This is a genomic window from Pseudomonas sp. 3MAES_34.3B (assembly GCF_058145875.1).
This window is the reverse complement of record NZ_CM176960.1, coordinates 3,447,109-3,465,469: the sequence shown is the minus strand read 5'-3', so window position 1 is coordinate 3,465,469 and position 18,361 is coordinate 3,447,109. Positions and strand designations below refer to the sequence as shown.

The window sequence follows — 18,361 nt, the reverse complement described above, 5'->3', positions numbered from 1 at the left end:
GTGCCTGATTCTTCCCCTTTTCCTACAAAATCAGTGCCTACGCCGCTTCCGCCATCCGCACCTGCGCATCCTTGTTGCGGAAGAGGATCAGGGTTGCAACCAATCCCATCACCGCAGCGCCACTCAGCCATAGCCCCGGCGCGGCCTGGTTGCCCAGCGCGTGGATCAGCCAGGTGCAGGCGGCGGGGGTGAAGCCGCCGAAAGTAGCGGTGGCCAGGCTATAGGCCAGGGAGAACCCGGTGGTGCGGACTTCCTTGGGCATGATCTCGGTGAGCGCGACCACCATGGCGCCGTTGTAGGAGCCATACAGGAACGACAGCCACAGGCCTACGATCAGCAAGTGAGCGAAGCTCGGCGCCCCGACCAGCCACGACAGCAGCGGGTAGGCAGTGATGATTGCCAGTACCGTGGTGGTCACCAGCAGCGGCTTGCGCCCGATGCGATCTGATACCGCGCCCATCACCGGCAGCCAGATGAAGTTCGACAAGCCAATGCACATGGTCACCACGAGGGCGTCGAACTCGGACAGGTGCAATTCGGCCTTGCCGAAGGTGGGGGTGTAGGCCGTGATCAGGTAGAACGACACGGTGGTCATCACTACCATGGCCATGCCGGCGATCACCAGGCCGAAGTTCTGGCCGATGGAAGCCAACACCTGGCGCATGGTGGGGCGGTGGGTGCGCGCCTGGAACTCCGGCGTTTCCTCGAGCGAGCGACGGATGAAGAAGATCACCGGCACGATCAGGCAGCCGATCAGGAAGGGCACGCGCCAGCCCCATTGGTTCATTTCTGCAGGGGAGAGGAACTGATGCAGGATCACGCCCAGCAACCCCGCGAACACCACCGCAACCTGCTGGCTGGCGGATTGCCAACTGACGAAGAAGCCCTTTCTGCCTGGTGTCGCAATCTCCGCCAGGTACACCGATACACCGCCCAGTTCCACACCGGCCGAGAAGCCCTGCAACAGGCGCCCTACCAGCACCAGAATTGGCGCGGCCACGCCGATGCTGGCGTAGCCGGGCACTAGGGCGATCAACAAGGTGCCCATGGCCATCAGGCCCAGCGTAACGATCAGCCCTTGGCGGCGGCCATGACGGTCAATGTAGGCACCCAGCACAATGGCGCCGAGCGGGCGCATCAAGAAGCCGGCGCCGAAGGTTGCCAGTGAGAGCATCAATGACGCGAAGGCGCTGTCCGTAGGAAAGAAGGTGGCTGCGATGGCCGTGGCGTAGAAGCCGTAGACCATAAAGTCGAACATCTCAAGGAAGTTACCGCTGACAACGCGAAAAATCGCCTTGCCCTTGCCTGTTGGAGAGGCCATGAAAGGTACCCGTTTATCAATTGGAGTGAAGGGAATCCCTGTGCTAGACGCCTGCGCAGGTTCTATTGCGCGGCACTGCCACGGCTGGGGCGGATTTGTAACCATATGTGTTACCAATGGACCGGGGCAAATGAAACTCGTTCTGCTGGCCCCGATTGGCGGCGTTACGTAGCCGCCTGAAGGGGGCTGGGAATGGGATTATTGCGAAAGCGGTAACTACAATTGTGCAGAAGCCGAGATAGCCAAGGCTGCGCCTAACGGTTAATGTTCGCGCCTTGCAGCTTGGCTAGACTGCACACCGTACAGGTGTGGGTCCGGGCATTTCGAGCCGCAGGCAGCCCAGTGGCGCCGCGGCCTGTTCTGAAGGAGTACGCATGGCTGTCTATAACTACGACGTAGTGGTGTTGGGTTCGGGCCCGGCAGGTGAAGGCGCGGCAATGAACGCCGCCAAGGCAGGCCGCAAGGTGGCGATGGTGGATAACCGTCGGCAGGTCGGCGGTAACTGCACCCACTTGGGGACTATCCCGTCCAAGGCGCTGCGCCATTCGGTCAAGCAGATCATCCAGTTCAACACCAACGAAATGTTCCGGGTCATCGGCGAGCCGCGCTGGTTCTCATTCCCGGACGTGCTCAAAAGTGCCGAGCGGGTGATTGCCAAGCAGGTGGCTTCACGCACCAGCTACTACGCCCGCAACCGTGTCGATGTGTTCTTCGGCACTGGCAGTTTCTCGGACGAGCAAACCATTCAAGTAGTATGTGCCAACGGCGCCCAGGAAAAGCTCGTCGCCAAGCAAGTGATCATTGCTACCGGCTCGCGGCCCTACCGGCCTGCGGATATCGACTTCAGCCACCCGCGCATCTATGACAGCGACACCATCCTCAGCCTCACCCATACCCCGCGCAAGCTGATCATCTACGGCGCCGGCGTGATCGGGTGCGAATACGCCTCCATTTTCAGCGGCCTCGGCGTACTGGTCGAACTGGTGGACAACCGCCAGCAGCTGCTGAGCTTCCTGGATTCGGAAATCTCCCAAGGCCTGAGCTATCACTTCAGCAACAACAACGTGATGGTGCGGCACCAGGAAGAGTACGAACGCGTAGAGGGCGTGGACAACGGCGTGGTGTTGCACCTCAAGTCCGGCAAGAAGATCAAGGCAGACGCCCTGCTGTGGTGTAACGGCCGCACCGGCAACACCGATCGCCTGGGCCTGGAAAACATCGGCATCAAGGTGAACAGCCGCGGCCAGATCGAAGTGGACGAAGGCTATCGCACCAGCGTGCCGACCATCTATGGCGCGGGCGACGTGATCGGCTGGCCCAGCCTGGCCAGTGCAGCCTACGACCAAGGCCGCTCGGCCGCTGGCACCATCGTCGACAACGGCAGTTGGCGCTTCGTGAACGACGTGCCCACCGGCATCTATACCATTCCGGAAATCAGCTCCATCGGCCGTACCGAGCAGGAGCTGACTGCGGAAAAAGTACCGTACGAGGTGGGCAAGGCGTTCTTCAAGGGCATGGCGCGCGCGCAGATTTCCAACGAGCCGGTGGGCATGTTGAAAATCCTGTTCCACCGGGAAACCCTGCAGGTGCTGGGCGTGCACTGCTTCGGTGACCAGGCCTCGGAAATCGTGCACATCGGTCAGGCCATCATGAACCAGCCTGGCGAGCTGAACACGCTGAAGTACTTCGTGAACACCACGTTCAACTACCCGACCATGGCCGAAGCCTATCGGGTAGCGGCGTACGATGGCCTGAACCGGCTTTTTTGAGCGGCTCCGGCCGGTGGCCCGAGCCGGCCGGGGCGCATGCCTTCAGCGATTCTCGAGAGTGGCGATGGCCAAACCGGGAAAGTCTGTAATCAGGCTGTCCGCGCCGAAGTCGGCGAGCCGGCGCATCAGCGCAGGCTCGTTCACCGTCCATACCGATACATGCAACCCCTGGCGCTGCGCCTTGAGCAGGCGTTCAGGGGTGCACAGCGTCCAGTTCAGCGCCAGGTACTGGCAACCATGGTTCTGGGCGACCTTCAGCGGGTCCAGCCAGGCGTATTCGGCCACCAGCCCTCGGGAAATATCCGGTACCAATTCCGCTGCGGCGCGTAATACCTCCCGCGAGCTGGACGTGATGGTTACCTTGTCCAGCAAGCCATGGCGCTGCACCATCTCACGTATCGCCAGCACGGTCGTCACGGCGCGAGTGCGCGAGGCGCTTTTCACCTCAAGTTGCCAGTGTTCGAACGGGCATTGTTCGAACAGCGTTTCCAGCCTCGGAATGGGACAGGGGTGCAACCAGCCGGGGCCACCCTTGCGCGCGTCAATTTCAACCAGTTCGGCGGCGGTGTAGTCCACCACCCGGCCACGGCGATCGGTGGTTCGCTTCAGGGTAGGGTCATGGATGGCCATCAACTCCCCATCGCTGGAGAGGTGCAGGTCCAGTTCGCAGCGTTTGACGCCGTGTTCCAGGCAGGTTTTGAAGCTGGCGAGCGTATTTTCCGGCGCTTCGCCTTTTGCGCCGCGGTGGCCATAAATCAGGGTCACAGCTGATTTCCTTGAGAAAGAGTGTTCAGACCGCGTCCAATGCCTGGTCGAGGGCCTGGCGACGTTCCATCGCCTGCTTCTGCAGCACATAGCGCGCCAGCAGCTGGCGCTGGGCATCGGTGCTGCCTTCGAATTCCACCCCGATGGCGAAGCGTCCATCGGCAAGCGTATCGCAATGCACTACCCGCGCCCGGAGCATCATGCCCAGCGCCTGTGGGGGGAACGCCATCTTGAGGTCCAGCCGGGTGCCTGGCGGGAAACGGACAGGGTGTTGAAAATCCAGCCCCGCTTCGGAAATCACCACGTCTTGCGGCTCGCTCAAGGCGCCCATCAGCATTTGCGCCACAACCTGGCTCAGCAGGTCGATCCGTTTGCTCTGTGCCTTCAGAAAGCCGCTCAGGGCCCGGTTGGTTTCGCCCAGCTGGCGCAGCAGGTGTTGTGATTCAAACTCGCTCAGGTGCAGCTCGCTGAGCAGGCTGAACAGCGGAGAGTCCTCCGGCGAGGCGTTGGCCGCCTCGCTCAGCGGGGTTATTTCAAGTGCGATGCGATCCTCGATACGGTAGTATTCGCGGCGCTCTACTTCATCTGGTGTCGGCATGGCGAACCCAAGTTGGCGGTTGTGGTCCGAGTGTACGGCTGCCGAAGCGGCCTCGCCACACGGATGTTCCTTTCACTCCGAACAAGCACTTACATGTTCAGACCTCTTTTTGCCTTCATCGGCGCGCGCTACACCCGCGCCAGGCGTCGGAATCACTTCGTTTCATTCATTTCACTGACTTCCATGACCGGTCTCGCCCTGGGCGTGATCGTGATGATCGTGGTGCTGTCGGTCATGAACGGTTTCGACCGCGAAATGCGCAACCGCGTGCTGGGCATGGTGCCCCACGCAACCATCGAGGCCGGCCAGCCGATCAGCGACTGGCAGGCACTCGCGGCCAAGGCCGATGCGTTCCCCGGTGTAGCGGCGGTAGCCCCGTTCACCCAGTTGCAGGGGCTGCTCACCAACAACGGTCAGGTGCAGAAGGTATTGCTCAACGGCATTGACCCCGCGCAGGAGTCGCAGGTTTCGATCATCGACGCTTTTTTGCGTGAGGGGAAACTCAGCGACCTGTCCAGCGGCAGCTTCGGCCTGATGATCGGTGACAAGGCCGCGGCCAAGCTGGGAGTGAAGGTGGGCGACAAAGTCACCTTCGTCGCACCTGAAGTCACTGTGACCCCGGCCGGCATGTTCCCGCGCATGAAGCGCTTCACCGTCACTGGCATCTTCCACGTGGGCGCCGGAGAAATCGACGGCTACCTGGGGCTGGCCAACCTGGAAGACCTCGGCCGCCTGCACCGCTGGAAGCCGGGGCAGGTGCAAGGCTTGCGCCTGAAGTTCGACGACCTGTTCGAGGCGCCACGCGGGGCCTATCAGTTGGCGCAGCAGCTGGGCGACGACTATTACACCCGGGACTGGACGCGCACCCACGGCAACCTGTACCAGGCCATCCGCATGGAAAAGAACATGATCGGCCTGTTGCTGCTACTGATTGTGGCGGTGGCGGCGTTCAATATCATTTCCACGCTGGTGATGGTGGTGAACGACAAGCGCGGTGATATCGCTATCCTACGTACCCTGGGCATGACCCCACGGCAGGTGATGGGCGTGTTCATGGTGCAAGGCACCATCATCGGTGTGATCGGTACGCTGGCTGGCGGCGCTCTCGGCATCCTGGGCGCGCTCAATGTGAGCCGCGCGATCGCCGGGCTCGAAGGGTTGATCGGGCATAAATTCCTCAACCCGGACGTCTACTTCATTGATTACATTCCGTCGCAGCTGATGGCCGAGGACGTGTTCCTGGTGTGTGGCGCGGCGCTGGCCTTGAGTTTCCTTGCCACGTTGTACCCGGCCTGGCGCGCGGCGCGCACCCAGCCTGCGGAGGCACTACGTTATGAGTGAGTTGGGCATGAGCGAAAAAGCCGTACTGAGCTGCCGCAACCTGGGCAAGGCCTACGAGGAAGGCCCGGAGTCGGTGGTGGTGTTGTCGAACCTTGAGCTGGAGCTGCACGCCGGCGAGCGCGTGGCCATCGTGGGCACCTCCGGCTCCGGCAAGAGTACGCTGCTCAACCTGCTGGGCGGGTTGGACACGCCCAGCGAGGGCAGTGTGTGGCTGGCCGGTGAGCAGCTGTCGGCGCTGAACGAGCGCGACCGCGGCCTGCTGCGCAATCGCGCGCTGGGCTTCGTGTACCAGTTCCACCACCTGCTGGCGGAATTCACCGCGCTCGAGAACGTGTGCATGCCCCTGTTGATTGGCCGCACGCCTATCCCTGAAGCCAAGCGGCGGGCGACCGCCCTGCTGGAGCGGGTGGGCCTGGGCCACCGCCTGGCGCACAAGCCGGCGGAACTGTCCGGCGGTGAACGCCAGCGTGTTGCCATTGCTCGCGCGTTGGTCAATGAGCCTGGCCTGGTGATGCTCGATGAGCCCACCGGTAACCTGGACCAGCACACGGCCCAGGGTATTCAAGACCTGATGTTGGAGCTCAGCCGTTCGCTGCGTACTGCCTTCCTGGTCGTAACCCACGATCCGGTGCTGGCACGGCAGATGGATCGCGTGCTCAAGCTGGACGAAGGCCGCCTGGTGCCTCTCTGATTCCCGGAGGCGCCCGTCGCCTCCTGCCTTTTCTTTACGGTGCCGCGCATGTTCAGACCCTTGCCTCTCTTTATCGGCGCTCGCTATACCCGGGCCAAGCGCCGCAATCACTTCATTTCCTTTATTTCCATGACCTCGATGATCGGGTTGGCACTCGGCGTGCTGGCGATGATCGTGGTGCTGTCAGTGATGAACGGCTTCCAGCGGGAGATGAGCGCTCGAATTCTCGGGATGGTCCCTCATGCCGCCGTGGTAGGCGATACCCCGCTCAATGATTGGCGCCCGGTGGCCAAGGCCGCGCTGCGCAATCCGGAGGTGCTGGCGGCCGCCCCCTTTACCGAGCTGGACGGCATGCTGTCCTACAAAGGCGCCATGCAACCGATCCAGCTCAGCGGTATAGACCCGGCCGAAGAGGCCAAGGTGTCCATCGTTGCCAGCCACATTACCCAAGGCAGCCTGCAGCAGCTGGTGCCGGGGGAGTTCGGTGTGGTGATCGGCGATATCACCGCCCGGCGCTTCCGCCTGAGCGTGGGCGACAAGATCACGCTGATCGTGCCAGAGCTGAGCAACGCGCCGGGTGGGATCACGCCGCGCATGCAGCGCCTCAATGTGGTGGGCATTTTCCGTGTGGGCGCGGAGATCGACGGCTCGCTGGCGTTGATGCACATGGCCGACGCCGCCGAGGTGCAGAAGTGGCAGCCTGGGCAAGTGCAGAGCGTGCGCCTGAAGGTGCGTGACCTTTGGGCGGCCCCGCAAGTGGCCGAGAACATCGTCGCAGAGCTGGGGCAGGGCTATCACCCGGACGACTGGACCCACACCCAGGGCAGCCTGTTCAGTGCCATGAAAATGGAAAAGACCATGATCGGCCTGCTGTTGCTGATGATCGTGGCGGTGGCCGCCTTCAATATCATCGCCACGCTGGTAATGGTGGTGAACGAGAAGGGCGCCGACATCGCCATCCTGCGCACAATCGGCGCCACCCCGCGGCAGGTGATGGCCACCTTCATGGTGCAGGGCAGCATCATCGGGGTCGTCGGCACGCTGGTGGGCAGCGTGCTGGGCATTGTGGTGGCACTGAACGTGAGCCAGATCGTCGGCTGGCTGGAGCGGGTCACTGGCCAGCATATCTTCACGTCAGACGTATACTTCATCAGCAACCTGCCGTCGCAGCTGCAATGGCAGGACGTGATGCTGGTCAGTGGCGCCGGGCTGGTTCTCAGCTTCCTCGCCACCCTGTACCCGGCCTGGCGCGCCTCGCAGATCGAGCCGGCGTATGCGCTTCGGTACGAGTGATCTGGCGGGTGCTCGAAGCGCACCCTGTGTCACTCTCCGCGAATGTACTGCTCCAGTTGCTGAATCAGGCTGGCCTGCTCGGCGATGGCTTCTTTAACGAGGTCGCCAATCGACAGCAGGCCCATCAATTGGCCACCTTCGACCACGGGCAGGTGGCGCAGGTGGCTGTCGGTCATGGTGTTCATACAGGTTTCGATGTTCTCTCCCGGGCCCACGGTGATCACCGGGGCACTCATGATCGCCCGCACGGGTGTACCCACCGAGGAGCGGCCGGCCAGGATCATCTTGCGGGCATAGTCCCGCTCGCTCACAACCCCTACTACAGCGCCGTTTTCCACCACCGGCAGCGCACCCACGTTTTTCTCCGCCATCAGCTTCAATGCCTCCAGCACCATCTGGTCCGGGCTGATGGTGAACACCTCCTGGTGCGGCTTGAGCTTCATCAGCTGGGCTACGGTCTTCATGGCTGGCCTCGGTTGTGATTGGAAGAAGGTCGCGCATCGGCCCAGCTAGCATCGTTCACGCATCGCCATCCCACAAGCGGGTGGCCCATTGAAAATACTGATCGGTGATAAAGGCGCGTTGGGTGCAGGGAAGGGCGCCGACCCGGTAGAATGGCGGCCTGTTTCGTTTCAAGGTTCGCCACGATGCACCCTGCCGCCGAAGATTCACCCCTGGGCAAAGCCAGCCAATACGTTTCTACCTACGCGCCGGAGCTGCTGTTTCCGATCCCGCGCGCGGCCAAATGGGCAGAGCTTGGCCTTACCGCCAGTACCTTGCCTTATGTGGGCGTGGATTACTGGAACTGCTACGAGCTTTCATGGCTGTTGCCCTCCGGCAAGCCCGTGGTGGCGATCGCTGAGTTCTCTATTCCGGCGGATTCGCCCAACATCATCGAGAGCAAGTCGTTCAAGCTGTACCTGAACTCTATGAACCAGACCGTGTTCGCGTCCTCAGAGGCCCTGCAGGCCTGCCTGGTGAAAGACCTCTGCGCAGCGGCGGGCAAGCCGGTCGGCGTGCGCATCCAGCGCCTCGCGGACGTGGAAGGCCAGGGGATCGGTACGTTGCCAGGCGTCTGCGTGGATGAATTGGACATTTCGACCAGCGATTACAGCCACCCTCGCCCGGAGCTGCTGCGCTGCGATCCTTCCCGCATCGTGGAAGAAAGCTTGCACAGCCATCTGCTCAAATCCAACTGCCCGGTCACCAGCCAGCCGGACTGGGGCAGCCTGGCGGTGAGCTATACGGGCCCGGCATTGGACCACGCAAGCTTTCTGGCCTACCTGGTGAGCTTTCGCGAACATTCGGATTTCCATGAGCAGTGCGTGGAGCGCGTGTTCATGGACCTCCAGCGCCTGCTCAAGCCCGAGCGCCTGACGGTGTTCGCGCGTTATGTGCGCCGCGGCGGGCTGGATATCAACCCCTATCGCAGTACCCACGCGCAGCACTTCGATAACGCGCGGCTGGCCCGGCAGTAACGGCCGAGCGTCAGATGCCGATATTGCCCAGCGTCTGCACGATGTTGCGCAAGGTGCCAGCGAGCCCCGGGTGCTTCACCTCGAAGCGCTCGGCGGCGTAGTTCACGTTGTCCACCAGGCTGTCGGCATGGGTGGCGTTCTCAAGCTCGACCCGAGCCTGAAGTTGCTGCATCAGTTCGGTGAGCTCTGCGCGCTCTTCCAGCGTGGCGGGTGGGTTACGTTCGATTTCGTCACGCAAGGCATCCAGTTGGGCTTGCAGTTCGCGGGCTGGCATAGGGTTCTCCTTTCAAGTCAGCACAGCATTGACCGCCCCGGGCCGCTAAAAAATCCCTAACGGTGTCACAAGCTTAGGCCAGGCCCCTATTGAGTGCTCGCGGCAAGTGCCTGCGCAAGCTCGCGCCCAGCGCTTATACTGGGAGCGTTTTGACGCGGGCAGGCGCCAGTTGCGTTGCTCCCATTCATGAGGAATTGATTATGCGTTGCAAGGGCGTCGCCTTGTTCAATCGTTTTGCCGGTACCTGCCTTGTGGCGGGCCTGGCCCTGTCGCCGGCCTTCAGCCAGGCGGCCGATGAAGATCCTTGGGAGGGCGTGAATCGCGCGGTGTTCCGCTTCAACGACACCCTGGATACCTACACGCTAAAGCCCATCGCCAAGGCCTACGACACGGTAACCCCGCAGTTCCTGGAAGATGGCATCCACAATATGTTCAATAATGTGGGCGACGTCACAAACCTGGTAAACAATGTGCTGCAGGCCAAGCCGGCGGCCGCCGGGAAGGACACTGCGCGGTTGATCTTCAACACCACGTTCGGGGTGCTGGGCTTCTTTGATGTGGGCACCCGCATGGGCCTGCAGCGCAGTGACGAAGATTTCGGCCAAACCTTGGGTTACTGGGGTGTTTCTAGCGGGCCCTACGTAATGCTGCCGTTTTTCGGCCCGAGCACCGTGCGTGATGCGATTGGCAAATACCCGGACACCTACGCGCGGCCGTACCGCTACATCGACCATGTGCCTACCCGCAACACCATTCTGGGCGCGGACATCGTCGACACCCGTGCAAGCCTGTTGTCGGCCGAGAAGCTGATCAATGGGGACAAGTACCTGTTCCTGCGCAACGCGTATTTGCAGAATCGCGAGTTCAAGGTCAAGGACGGGCAGGTCGAAGACGACTTCTGACCGATCTACAAGCGAAGGGGCCATTGCGGCCCCTTCGTTCTTTCAGTGCCTGATCACACTCAGGCCAAGCAGGCGGTAGCCGTCGGCCAGCTCCTGGACCCGTACCACTTCGGTCATGGCGTTATAGTCGGTAAGCTCCTGGGAGTGTGAAGGCAGGTGCACCTGTACCTTCTCCCCGGCCTGCCAGTCGCATTTGGCGCGCAACTGTATGCCATTGCCTGAAAGGTCGTGACAGATGGCCTGGATTTTCTCCCCACGCGCGGTGGCGGTGACCTCTGCATCGACGGTCATGCGAATGAAATCCCGTTTTTCGCTGTACTGCTGGTCCAGCTGGCCCATGTTCTCTTCCTTTGATGGGTACTAAAAAGCTTTCACGGTTTTATAACGCTGCGTCAATTACCGTGTAAAGGGGCCGTGCGACCATCGGTGCCCGCTTGAAACGCCTGGCGGATGGGAGTACCGTCTGCGCCTTACAGGGCACCTCCAATATTTGCCGTGCAGGGTTTATTGACCTACACCGTACAGGAGGGGCCAGAAAAGAAACCAGCGATGCCGTTCTGCCCCGGCCGAGCCTCCCTGATGCCAACCCATTTCTGGCGCCGTTTGCCCACATGCAAAACTCCAGTGCAACGCTGCTCATAATCGACGATGACGACGTAGTGCGGGCCAGCCTGGCTGCCTACCTCGAAGACAGCGGCTTCTACGTGCTGCAGGCAAGCAACGGGTTGCGAGGCCTTGAGGTGTTCGAGGAAGCGCGCCCGGATCTCGTGATCTGCGACTTGCGCATGCCCCAGCTCGGCGGCCTCGACATCATTCGTCAGATCAGCGAGCGTGGTGCTGGCGTACCGGTGATCGTGGTGTCTGGCGCGGGCGTGATGAGCGATGCCGTGGAAGCGTTACGCCTGGGTGCTGCGGACTACCTTATCAAGCCGCTGGAAGACCTGGCCGTTCTGGAGCATTCCGTGCACCGCGCGCTGGACCGCTCCCGCCTGATGCGCGAGAACCAGCGCTACCGCGAGAAGCTGGAAACCGCCAATCGGGAACTCGAGGCCAGCCTCCATTTGCTGCAGGAAGACCAGAACGCCGGTCGCCAGGTGCAGATGAACATGCTGCCGGTGAATCCTTGGGTCACGGGTGATTTTCGTTTCGAGCATCAGATCATTCCATCGCTCTACCTTTCGGGCGATTTCGTCGACTGTTTCCGCGTGGACGAGCAGCGGGTCGCGTTCTACCTGGCGGACGTCTCGGGCCATGGCGCTTCGTCGGCATTTGTGACGGTGCTCTTGAAATTCATGACCACGCGCCTGATGTTTGAATCCAGGCGCAACGGGCTGATGCCTGAGTTCCGCCCCTCGGATGTGCTGTCGCATATCAACAAGGGCTTGATCAACTGCAAGCTGGGCAAACACGTGACCATGGTCGGCGGCGTTATCAACGAGGGAACCGGGCGATTGACGTACAGCATCGGAGGGCATCTGCCGCTGCCGGTACTCTTTACGGGCGATCAGGCGCATTATCTGGAAGGGCGTGGGTTGCCGGTTGGCCTGTTCGATGAAGCCAGCTACACCGACCACGTGATTGAACTACCGAAGCGTTTCAGCCTGGCGCTGTTCTCGGATGGCATCCTGGACCTGTTGCCCGGGGAAACGCTCAGGGATAAAGAGGCCGCCTTGCCGGAAATCGTCAAGGCCGCGGGCGGGAGCCTGGATGGCTTGCGCCAGAAGTTCGGATTGGCCACCCTTGGAGAGATGCCGGACGACATCGCCATGTTGGTGCTTAGCAGGAATTTTGAATGAGTACCGGTAGAATCCAGTTTGCCGAACAGAATGGCACCTTTGTCCTCAAGTTCGTTGGGGAAGTGCGCCTCACACTATGTTCCGCCCTGGATGCAACCATCGAGCGGATCTTTTCCGCCCTGGACTTCTCGGCGATCGTGATCGACCTGACCGAAACCCGCAGCATAGACAGCACCACGCTGGGCCTGTTGGCCAAGTTGTCGATCCTGTCGCGGCAGAAGGTGGGGCTGCTGCCGACGGTGGTCACCACGCACGAAGATATCACCCGGTTGTTGGCCTCCATGGGCTTCGATCAGGTGTTCAATATCGTGGATCGGCCTATTCCGTGCCCGGAATGTTTGACGGACCTGCCTTCTCAGGACCAGTCCGAAGACGTCGTGCGCTCAAAGGTGCTGGAGGCCCACAAGATACTCATGGGCCTGAACGACTCGAACCGAGAAGCGTTCCACGACCTGGTCAACGCCCTCGAGCGCAGCTAGCGCATAGCGCTGTATTCCCGCGCCACGCATCGAAGGTAGGACCGGGGGCTAGCCCGGGAAGTGGCGAAACCTCCATTGCGGGCTAACCCAAGCCTAAGTGCTTATCAGCCCTTGTATTCGCTGATCAGCTTCTCGAGCTTTTCCTGATCTCGCGCGAACTGCCGAATGCCTTCGGCGAGTTTCTCGGTAGCCATGGCGTCCTCGTTGGACAGCCAGCGGAATTTCGCCTCATCCAGCTCAAGCTTGGCTTCGCCACCGGTACCCGGCTTGAGCTTGCGCTCCAGGCTGCCTTCGTCCTGCAGCAGCTTGTCAAGCAGGTCAGGGCTGATGGTCAGGCGATCGCAGCCGGCCAGCTCTTCGATCTGGCTGGTATTACGGAAGCTCGCGCCCATCACCACAGTCTTGTAGTCATTGGCTTTGTAGTAGTTGTAGATGCGGGTTACCGACTGTACGCCCGGATCTTCAGCGCCAGTGTAATCGGTGTTGTTGGCCTTCTTGTACCAGTCGTAGATCCGGCCTACGAACGGCGAAATCAGGAATACACCGGCGTCGGCGCAGGCCGCGGCCTGGGCGAACGAGAAGAGCAGGGTGAGGTTGCACTGGATGCCTTCCTTCTCGAGCTGCTCCGCGGCGCGGATGCCTTCCCAGGTGGAGGCCAGCTTGATCAGTACACGGTCCTTGCTCACGCCGGCCTTGTCGTACAGCTCAATCAAATGGCGAGCCTTGCTCAGCATGGCCTGGGTATCGAAGGACAGGCGCGCGTCCACCTCGGTAGAGATGCGGCCGTCAATGAATTTGAGAATTTCCCCACCCACCGCGACCGACAGCGCATCGGCAGCCACACCTACGTCACCGTTGGAGGCGCTGATGGTTTGTTTCAGTACTTCAGCGTAGCCAGGCAGGCTGGCGGCTTTGAGCAGAAGGGACGGGTTGGTGGTCGCATCTTGCGGTTTAAGGCGCTTGATGGCGTCCAGGTCGCCGGTATCAGCCACGATGGTGGTGAATTGTTTCAGTTGTTCCAGCTTGGAAGTCATGAGCGATCTCTGTCCTGTACGGTTTGACGACATTACTCCAGCGGCGGCGGGGCCTCAACGGCCCGGCCACCAAAAGAATACGACCTTCGAGTGCGTGGGCGCCGCGGGGTTCCGGCTCAGCGACCTTCGAGCAAGGTAGCGGCTTGATCCAGCAGCGCCAGCGGGTCCTTCGACTTGTGGATGTCCACGGACAGCAGTTGGCGGAAGCGCCTTGCACCGGGGAAGCCCTGACCAAGCCCGAGCATATGCCGAGTGACATGGTGCATGGCACCGCCCGCGGCGATGTGGGCTGCAATGTACGGGTGCATCCGTGCCAGCGCTTCGCTGCGGCTGATGGCGGGCGCTGTGACACCGAAGAGCCGCTGGTCCACGTCGGCCAATATGTAAGGGTTATGATACGCCTCGCGGCCCAGCATCACCCCATCGAATGTTTGCAGGTGCGTGATGCAGTCTTCGAGGGTTTTGATGCCGCCATTGAGTACGATTTCCAAGGCTGGAAAATCCGCCTTCAGCCGGGCGACTACGTCGTAGCGCAGGGGCGGCACTTCGCGGTTTTCCTTCGGGGACAAGCCTTCGAGGATGGCGATGCGTGCGTGCACGGTGAAGCTGGTGCAGCCGGTTTCCGCGACTTGCCCCACGAAATCGCACAACTGCTCATAGCTGTCCCGCCCGTTGATCCCGATGCGGTGCTTTACCGTGACGGGGATACTTACCGCATCCTGCATCGCCTTGATGCATTCAGCCACCAGGGCAGGGTGGGCCATCAGGCACGCGCCAATCATGTTGTTCTGCACCCGATCACTCGGGCAGCCCACGTTCAGGTTCACCTCGTCGTAACCCGCCGCTTCGGCCATCCGCGCACACGCGGCAAGGTCCATCGGCACGCTGCCGCCCAATTGCAGCGCCAGCGGGTATTCTGCAGCGTCATGCTGAAGAAAACGCGCCGCGTCACCGTTGAGCAAGGCGCCGGTGGTGACCATTTCCGTGTACAGCAGGGCGTGGCGGGAGAGCTGACGGAGGAAGTAACGACAGTGGCGGTCTGTCCAATCCATCATGGGGGCAACGCTGAAGCGGCGAGACAGCGCAGGCCGCATGGTTGCTGGGGTTGGGGCGGGTTTGGTGGTCATTCTGAAATGTCTGGTAAGGGCTTGTTTGTACCAATTCTCCGTGGTTTTTGAGGGCTCGCTGGTACGGTGTACCAGTCCAAAGCTCTCATGTACCAGTGGCTCATGGCATCAATCAGGAAACGAAAAACGTAGCGACGGAACGTATGGGTATACGGCCCAAATTCGGCTGTTCCGGGATGGGGTGCAAGTCTATCAGGAAAGCAAGACCTTCGATCGGCTGCAGGCGGTGAAGGGCTGGACCGACGAGCTAGCTAATCAGCTCAAGGCATCACGATGATACCCTGAGCATTCCAGGGCGATTGCATGGGTAGACGCCGTAACGAACAAGCGCAAGATGACTCTCGAAGAGATTATGAAAGCCTACAGCGAACCGCTCCCGGAGCAGGCCCTGCAGGTAAGGAAGGTCTACCAGGTGCTGAAGGATGTTGCCCTCGGTACGCGCACCATGAGGCGAGTGGATAGCCAAACTAGGGATGAGGAGTATGCGAGTTGTGTCCAAATCGATGTAGATGGCTGGAGGTTCTCGATTTACAACGACAGCGATACCTTCGATTACTGTCAGTCCTGCGTGGCGCCAGACGGGCGCCGCTGGGATTTTGATAGCAGCCAACGCTTCGGTACTGATCCCATGGAGCTAATGTCGACCTGGGAGCTCGCAACATTCGAGCGACTTTTGAAAGGGCTGTAGGACGCAGACTACCGCATCACGTGAGCATCTCGTCCTGAAAGACCCAATCCAACCTTCATGCAACAGCGTTCAGTGCGCGGTCAGCGCCGTCCTGCGCAACGGTATTAAGGCTGCGGTCCGAGCCGTCCTGTGCAACGGTATTGAGGCTGCGGTCCGAGCCGTCCTGTGCAACGGTATTGAGGCTACGATCCGAACCATCCTGCACGACGGTTTGTGGGGTGCGTTCGGCGCCGTCCCGGGCTATCAGAGTGTCGGCGTGGACGACTTGGAGGCTGCTGGAAATGCCGGCAACGAGGATGAACGCGAGGGCTGCAAATTGGTTTTTCATGGTGTGTTCTCCGTAATCTAGAAAGTGTTTTTGTCTACGGAGTCAGTGTCTCTCTGAATGCAGGTGGCGAGAACTTGATAGGAACGATGGTGGGAATCGATCCGGTTGATGGCAGCTACGTTCTGAAATTCGTGAGCTATCATCGGCCGCAACCCGGCTAACCGGAGACGCACGCTTAAGGCCCAGCTCTGACGAGCGGCCGCAGCCCAGCAGCCTGATGTGGTGATTTCCAGTGAGTGTAAGCCTTTCAAACCTCTCAGAACCTACCAAGCTACGGTGGCAGCTTTGGATCGTTGCCTTCGGGTTCTTCATGCAAACGTTAGACACAACGATCGTTAATACGGCCTTGCCATCCATGGCAACGAGCCTGGGTGTTGACCCGCTGCGAATGCACTCGGTGATCGTGGCGTATGTGCTGACTGTTGCGGTCACCCTCCCTGTGAGTGGTTGGCTGGCAGATCGCTTCGGCGGGCGAAACGTATTCTTCAGCGCAATCATTCTGTTCAGCCTTGGTTCGCTCCTTTGCGCATGCTCCGGAACGCTCGACGAGCTGATACTTTCCCGGATCGTTCAAGGCATAGGCGGCGCCATGATGGTTCCGGTCGGCAGGTTGACTGTCCTGAAACTGGTACCCCGAGATCAGTATCTTTCAGCCATGACTGCCGTAACGTTACCCGGGCAGGTTGGCCCATTGGTGGGCCCCGCGTTGGGCGGCCTGATCGTTCAGTATGCGAGCTGGCACTGGATTTTCCTGATCAATCTACCCGTGGGCTTGATCGGCGCAGTTGCTACATGGCGGTTGCTGCCAAACCTGACGCTGCCACCTCGCCGCTTCGACTTCCTCGGTTATGTACTGTTGGCATTGGCGATGGCCAGCCTGACGGTAGCGCTTGACGGGCCTGCCATGCTTGGTGAGTGGTCGGCGCTTTTCTTTGGCTCGGTGCTGACGGGCATACTCTCCGTGGTCATCTATCTGGTGCACGCCAGGGGAAATGACCGGGCACTGTTCAGCCTGACGCTATTCGACAACCGTGTGTTTTCTATCGGCCTGACAGGCAGCTTTGCTGGCCGCATTGGTAGCGGCATGCTGCCTTTCCTGGTGCCGATGTTCTTGCAAATCGGGCTCGGGTTTGAGCCATTGCACGCCGGCCTGATGATGATTCCCATGGTGCTTGGGAACATGGGAATGAAGCGCATCGTGGTGCAAGTAGTCAATCGGTTCGGCTATCGCCATGTGCTCGTCGGGGCCACTTTGGGTTTGGCGCTCGTGGTCGTGATTTTCCCTTTGGTTGCGCTTATGGGGTGGATATGGCTGATGCCGCTTGTGCTTTTTGCCCAGGGCATGGTCAATGGGGTTCGCTTTTCCACAATGAACAATCTAACCCTCAAAGAGCTCCCTGATGCCTTGGCCAGCAGCGGGAACAGCCTGATGTCCATGACCCAGCAGCTGACAATGAGCATAGGCGTTACTGTCGCAGGCCTTGTGCTTGGGGCCTTCGCACATCAGGCCGGGATGAACACCCCGCAGATGCACGAGGCCTTCGTCAACACATGGTTATGCGTAGGAGTCATCATCGCGTTGCCCGCGCTGATATTTGCACGGGTGCCTGCGGACGTGAGTACAAACACCGTGCTGGTGCGGAATAAGGCGTGACGGCTGTGCGTATAGGGAGCTTCGGAATCCCGCAGTACGCCAGCGCCCACAATCACTCGAACGTCGCCACTTCGTCCAGATGGTTCAGAAGGTCCAGCGGATCGGCATACACCCGCAACGCGCCGGCGCGCTCCAGCTCACTGACATCGTAGCCTCCAGACAATAAACCAATACCGATGGCCTTGGCGCGCCGGGCGGCAAGCATGTCCCAGATGGCGTCGCCAACCACCAGGCACTCCTCAATGGGCACGCCCATCTTGTCTGCGGCCGCTATGAACAGGCCGGGGTCAGGCTTGCCCTGCTTAACGTCGTCGCGGGTCACCAGGTTGATGCTACCGCTTTTGAGCCCAAGCGCCTTGAGGTTGATTTCAGCGGTGGCCATTTCCCCGCTGGTGGCGATGCACCAGGAAAGGTTTTCGTCGTTCAGCCTGTTTAACAGGTCCATGGCGCCCGGCAGAGCGATGATCTGGCCCTGCAACCGCTCGTACGCCTCAGCGTGAAGCTTGCTTAGTCGGTCCGCCTGTTGCTCGCTCAAGTCCAGGCCGGTTTCCCGGCTCAGATTCTTGAGCATCAAGCCTCCGCTCATGCCGATTTTCCGGTGGATGCGCCACATGGCCAGCGGAATGTCTTCGGCATCCAATGCCTCTTTCCAGGCAGCCACATTTTGGTAAACGCTGTCGGTCAAGGTGCCGTCAAGGTCAAAGATAAAAGAGGTTTTATCACGCATCAGTTCGATCCAATGAAGCGGGGTTCTTCATGAGAGGGAAATGAATGCGGGATCGTTCAAGTGCAGTGGCGGGTAGGGTCGAGCATCGAAGGGGGC

Annotated in this window: 20 protein-coding genes; 10 read left to right on the top strand and 10 right to left on the bottom strand. The window is 60.6% G+C overall.

What is annotated here, in order from left to right; genetic code table 11:
• Positions 1-37: 37 nt before the first annotated feature.
• Complete coding sequence (locus AC3Z8Y_RS15155; RefSeq protein ID WP_490086518.1) at positions 38-1,321, bottom strand: MFS transporter; 1,284 nt, start codon at positions 1,319-1,321, stop codon at positions 38-40.
• A 374-nt stretch (positions 1,322-1,695) separates the two neighbouring features.
• Here AC3Z8Y_RS15155 and sthA point away from each other — a divergent pair, with 374 nt between their 5' ends.
• A complete protein-coding gene (gene sthA / locus AC3Z8Y_RS15150; protein WP_181120375.1) occupies positions 1,696-3,090 on the top strand; it encodes a Si-specific NAD(P)(+) transhydrogenase in 1,395 nt (464 codons plus the stop codon).
• Positions 3,091-3,132: 42 nt separating this feature from the next.
• Here the strand turns inward: sthA and AC3Z8Y_RS15145 are convergent, their stop codons facing one another.
• Positions 3,133-3,855, bottom strand: a complete 723-nt coding sequence (locus tag AC3Z8Y_RS15145; protein WP_490086517.1) for a glycerophosphodiester phosphodiesterase — start codon at positions 3,853-3,855, stop codon at positions 3,133-3,135.
• 25 nt (positions 3,856-3,880) lie between these two features.
• Entirely contained in the window at positions 3,881-4,453 is a 573-nt protein-coding gene (locus AC3Z8Y_RS15140; RefSeq protein ID WP_490086516.1) for a PilZ domain-containing protein, read from the bottom strand.
• Between the two features lie 93 nt (positions 4,454-4,546).
• Between AC3Z8Y_RS15140 and AC3Z8Y_RS15135 the strand changes: the two genes are divergently transcribed.
• The 3 genes from AC3Z8Y_RS15135 to AC3Z8Y_RS15125 are packed head-to-tail and all read left to right on the top strand — an operon-like array spanning position 4,547 to position 7,778.
• Positions 4,547-5,794 (top strand): lipoprotein-releasing ABC transporter permease subunit, encoded by a 1,248-nt coding sequence (locus AC3Z8Y_RS15135; protein WP_490086515.1) that lies wholly within the window; start codon positions 4,547-4,549, stop codon positions 5,792-5,794.
• 7 nt (positions 5,795-5,801) lie between these two features.
• Entirely contained in the window at positions 5,802-6,485 is a 684-nt protein-coding gene (gene lolD, locus AC3Z8Y_RS15130) for a lipoprotein-releasing ABC transporter ATP-binding protein LolD (protein WP_181112455.1), read from the top strand.
• Positions 6,486-6,533: 48 nt separating this feature from the next.
• Entirely contained in the window at positions 6,534-7,778 is a 1,245-nt protein-coding gene (locus tag AC3Z8Y_RS15125) for a lipoprotein-releasing ABC transporter permease subunit (RefSeq protein WP_490086514.1), read from the top strand.
• A 29-nt stretch (positions 7,779-7,807) separates the two neighbouring features.
• Here the strand turns inward: AC3Z8Y_RS15125 and AC3Z8Y_RS15120 are convergent, their stop codons facing one another.
• Positions 7,808-8,242 (bottom strand): CBS domain-containing protein, encoded by a 435-nt coding sequence (locus AC3Z8Y_RS15120; RefSeq protein ID WP_490086513.1) that lies wholly within the window; start codon positions 8,240-8,242, stop codon positions 7,808-7,810.
• 183 nt (positions 8,243-8,425) lie between these two features.
• Here AC3Z8Y_RS15120 and queF point away from each other — a divergent pair, with 183 nt between their 5' ends.
• Positions 8,426-9,256: an NADPH-dependent 7-cyano-7-deazaguanine reductase QueF gene (gene queF, locus AC3Z8Y_RS15115; RefSeq protein ID WP_490086512.1), complete on the top strand. Its 831-nt coding sequence runs from the start codon at positions 8,426-8,428 to the stop codon at positions 9,254-9,256.
• Between the two features lie 10 nt (positions 9,257-9,266).
• Here queF and AC3Z8Y_RS15110 read toward each other — a convergent pair whose 3' ends face one another.
• On the bottom strand, positions 9,267-9,530 hold the full coding sequence (locus AC3Z8Y_RS15110) for a DUF4404 family protein (protein WP_181112447.1): 264 nt from the start codon (positions 9,528-9,530) through the stop codon (positions 9,267-9,269).
• Positions 9,531-9,730: 200 nt separating this feature from the next.
• Here AC3Z8Y_RS15110 and AC3Z8Y_RS15105 point away from each other — a divergent pair, with 200 nt between their 5' ends.
• Complete coding sequence (locus AC3Z8Y_RS15105; protein WP_490086511.1) at positions 9,731-10,432, top strand: MlaA family lipoprotein; 702 nt, start codon at positions 9,731-9,733, stop codon at positions 10,430-10,432.
• 42 nt (positions 10,433-10,474) lie between these two features.
• Here AC3Z8Y_RS15105 and AC3Z8Y_RS15100 read toward each other — a convergent pair whose 3' ends face one another.
• Complete coding sequence (locus AC3Z8Y_RS15100; protein WP_490086510.1) at positions 10,475-10,771, bottom strand: PilZ domain-containing protein; 297 nt, start codon at positions 10,769-10,771, stop codon at positions 10,475-10,477.
• 272 nt (positions 10,772-11,043) lie between these two features.
• On the opposite strand from AC3Z8Y_RS15100, the gene rssB reads away from it, so the two are divergent.
• A complete protein-coding gene (rssB, locus tag AC3Z8Y_RS15095) occupies positions 11,044-12,228 on the top strand; it encodes a two-component system response regulator RssB (RefSeq protein ID WP_490086509.1) in 1,185 nt (394 codons plus the stop codon).
• Positions 12,225-12,707, top strand: a complete 483-nt coding sequence (gene rssC / locus AC3Z8Y_RS15090; protein WP_181112439.1) for an anti-sigma factor antagonist RssC — start codon at positions 12,225-12,227, stop codon at positions 12,705-12,707. Before rssB ends, rssC begins: the two co-directional genes overlap by 4 nt.
• A 104-nt stretch (positions 12,708-12,811) precedes the next feature.
• Here the strand turns inward: rssC and tal are convergent, their stop codons facing one another.
• The gene (gene tal, locus AC3Z8Y_RS15085) at positions 12,812-13,741 is read right to left on the bottom strand and encodes a transaldolase (RefSeq protein ID WP_490086508.1); all 930 of its coding nucleotides are present in this window, start codon (positions 13,739-13,741) and stop codon (positions 12,812-12,814) included.
• A gap of 116 nt (positions 13,742-13,857) precedes the next feature.
• Positions 13,858-14,835, bottom strand: coding sequence for a tRNA dihydrouridine(20/20a) synthase DusA (gene dusA, locus AC3Z8Y_RS15080; RefSeq protein ID WP_490090012.1), 978 nt, complete (start codon positions 14,833-14,835; stop codon positions 13,858-13,860).
• Positions 14,836-15,202: 367 nt separating this feature from the next.
• Between dusA and AC3Z8Y_RS15075 the strand changes: the two genes are divergently transcribed.
• Complete coding sequence (locus tag AC3Z8Y_RS15075) at positions 15,203-15,556, top strand: DUF7693 family protein (protein WP_490086507.1); 354 nt, start codon at positions 15,203-15,205, stop codon at positions 15,554-15,556.
• A gap of 55 nt (positions 15,557-15,611) precedes the next feature.
• Here the strand turns inward: AC3Z8Y_RS15075 and AC3Z8Y_RS15070 are convergent, their stop codons facing one another.
• The gene (locus tag AC3Z8Y_RS15070; RefSeq protein ID WP_490086506.1) at positions 15,612-15,884 is read right to left on the bottom strand and encodes a hypothetical protein; all 273 of its coding nucleotides are present in this window, start codon (positions 15,882-15,884) and stop codon (positions 15,612-15,614) included.
• Positions 15,885-16,116: 232 nt separating this feature from the next.
• Here AC3Z8Y_RS15070 and mdtD point away from each other — a divergent pair, with 232 nt between their 5' ends.
• Positions 16,117-17,538, top strand: coding sequence for a multidrug transporter subunit MdtD (gene mdtD / locus AC3Z8Y_RS15065; protein WP_490086505.1), 1,422 nt, complete (start codon positions 16,117-16,119; stop codon positions 17,536-17,538).
• A gap of 52 nt (positions 17,539-17,590) precedes the next feature.
• Here the strand turns inward: mdtD and AC3Z8Y_RS15060 are convergent, their stop codons facing one another.
• The gene (locus tag AC3Z8Y_RS15060; protein WP_490086504.1) at positions 17,591-18,265 is read right to left on the bottom strand and encodes an HAD family hydrolase; all 675 of its coding nucleotides are present in this window, start codon (positions 18,263-18,265) and stop codon (positions 17,591-17,593) included.
• Between the last annotated feature and the right edge of the window lie 96 nt (positions 18,266-18,361).

Coding starts and splice junctions, on each gene's coding strand:
- AC3Z8Y_RS15140 (WP_490086516.1), bottom strand. CDS start 4,453: ATGCCGACACCAGATGAAGTAGAGCGCCGCGAATACTACCGTATCGAG.
- AC3Z8Y_RS15135 (WP_490086515.1), top strand. CDS start 4,547: ATGTTCAGACCTCTTTTTGCCTTCATCGGCGCGCGCTACACCCGCGCC.
- AC3Z8Y_RS15120 (WP_490086513.1), bottom strand. CDS start 8,242: ATGAAGACCGTAGCCCAGCTGATGAAGCTCAAGCCGCACCAGGAGGTG.
- AC3Z8Y_RS15075 (WP_490086507.1), top strand. CDS start 15,203: ATGACTCTCGAAGAGATTATGAAAGCCTACAGCGAACCGCTCCCGGAG.
- rssB (WP_490086509.1), top strand. CDS start 11,044: ATGCAAAACTCCAGTGCAACGCTGCTCATAATCGACGATGACGACGTA.
- AC3Z8Y_RS15125 (WP_490086514.1), top strand. CDS start 6,534: ATGTTCAGACCCTTGCCTCTCTTTATCGGCGCTCGCTATACCCGGGCC.
- AC3Z8Y_RS15155 (WP_490086518.1), bottom strand. CDS start 1,321: ATGGCCTCTCCAACAGGCAAGGGCAAGGCGATTTTTCGCGTTGTCAGC.
- queF (WP_490086512.1), top strand. CDS start 8,426: ATGCACCCTGCCGCCGAAGATTCACCCCTGGGCAAAGCCAGCCAATAC.
- AC3Z8Y_RS15105 (WP_490086511.1), top strand. CDS start 9,731: ATGCGTTGCAAGGGCGTCGCCTTGTTCAATCGTTTTGCCGGTACCTGC.
- AC3Z8Y_RS15060 (WP_490086504.1), bottom strand. CDS start 18,265: ATGCGTGATAAAACCTCTTTTATCTTTGACCTTGACGGCACCTTGACC.
- dusA (WP_490090012.1), bottom strand. CDS start 14,835: ATGCGGCCTGCGCTGTCTCGCCGCTTCAGCGTTGCCCCCATGATGGAT.
- sthA (WP_181120375.1), top strand. CDS start 1,696: ATGGCTGTCTATAACTACGACGTAGTGGTGTTGGGTTCGGGCCCGGCA.
- AC3Z8Y_RS15110 (WP_181112447.1), bottom strand. CDS start 9,530: ATGCCAGCCCGCGAACTGCAAGCCCAACTGGATGCCTTGCGTGACGAA.
- tal (WP_490086508.1), bottom strand. CDS start 13,741: ATGACTTCCAAGCTGGAACAACTGAAACAATTCACCACCATCGTGGCT.
- AC3Z8Y_RS15070 (WP_490086506.1), bottom strand. CDS start 15,884: ATGAAAAACCAATTTGCAGCCCTCGCGTTCATCCTCGTTGCCGGCATT.
- AC3Z8Y_RS15100 (WP_490086510.1), bottom strand. CDS start 10,771: ATGGGCCAGCTGGACCAGCAGTACAGCGAAAAACGGGATTTCATTCGC.
- rssC (WP_181112439.1), top strand. CDS start 12,225: ATGAGTACCGGTAGAATCCAGTTTGCCGAACAGAATGGCACCTTTGTC.
- lolD (WP_181112455.1), top strand. CDS start 5,802: ATGAGCGAAAAAGCCGTACTGAGCTGCCGCAACCTGGGCAAGGCCTAC.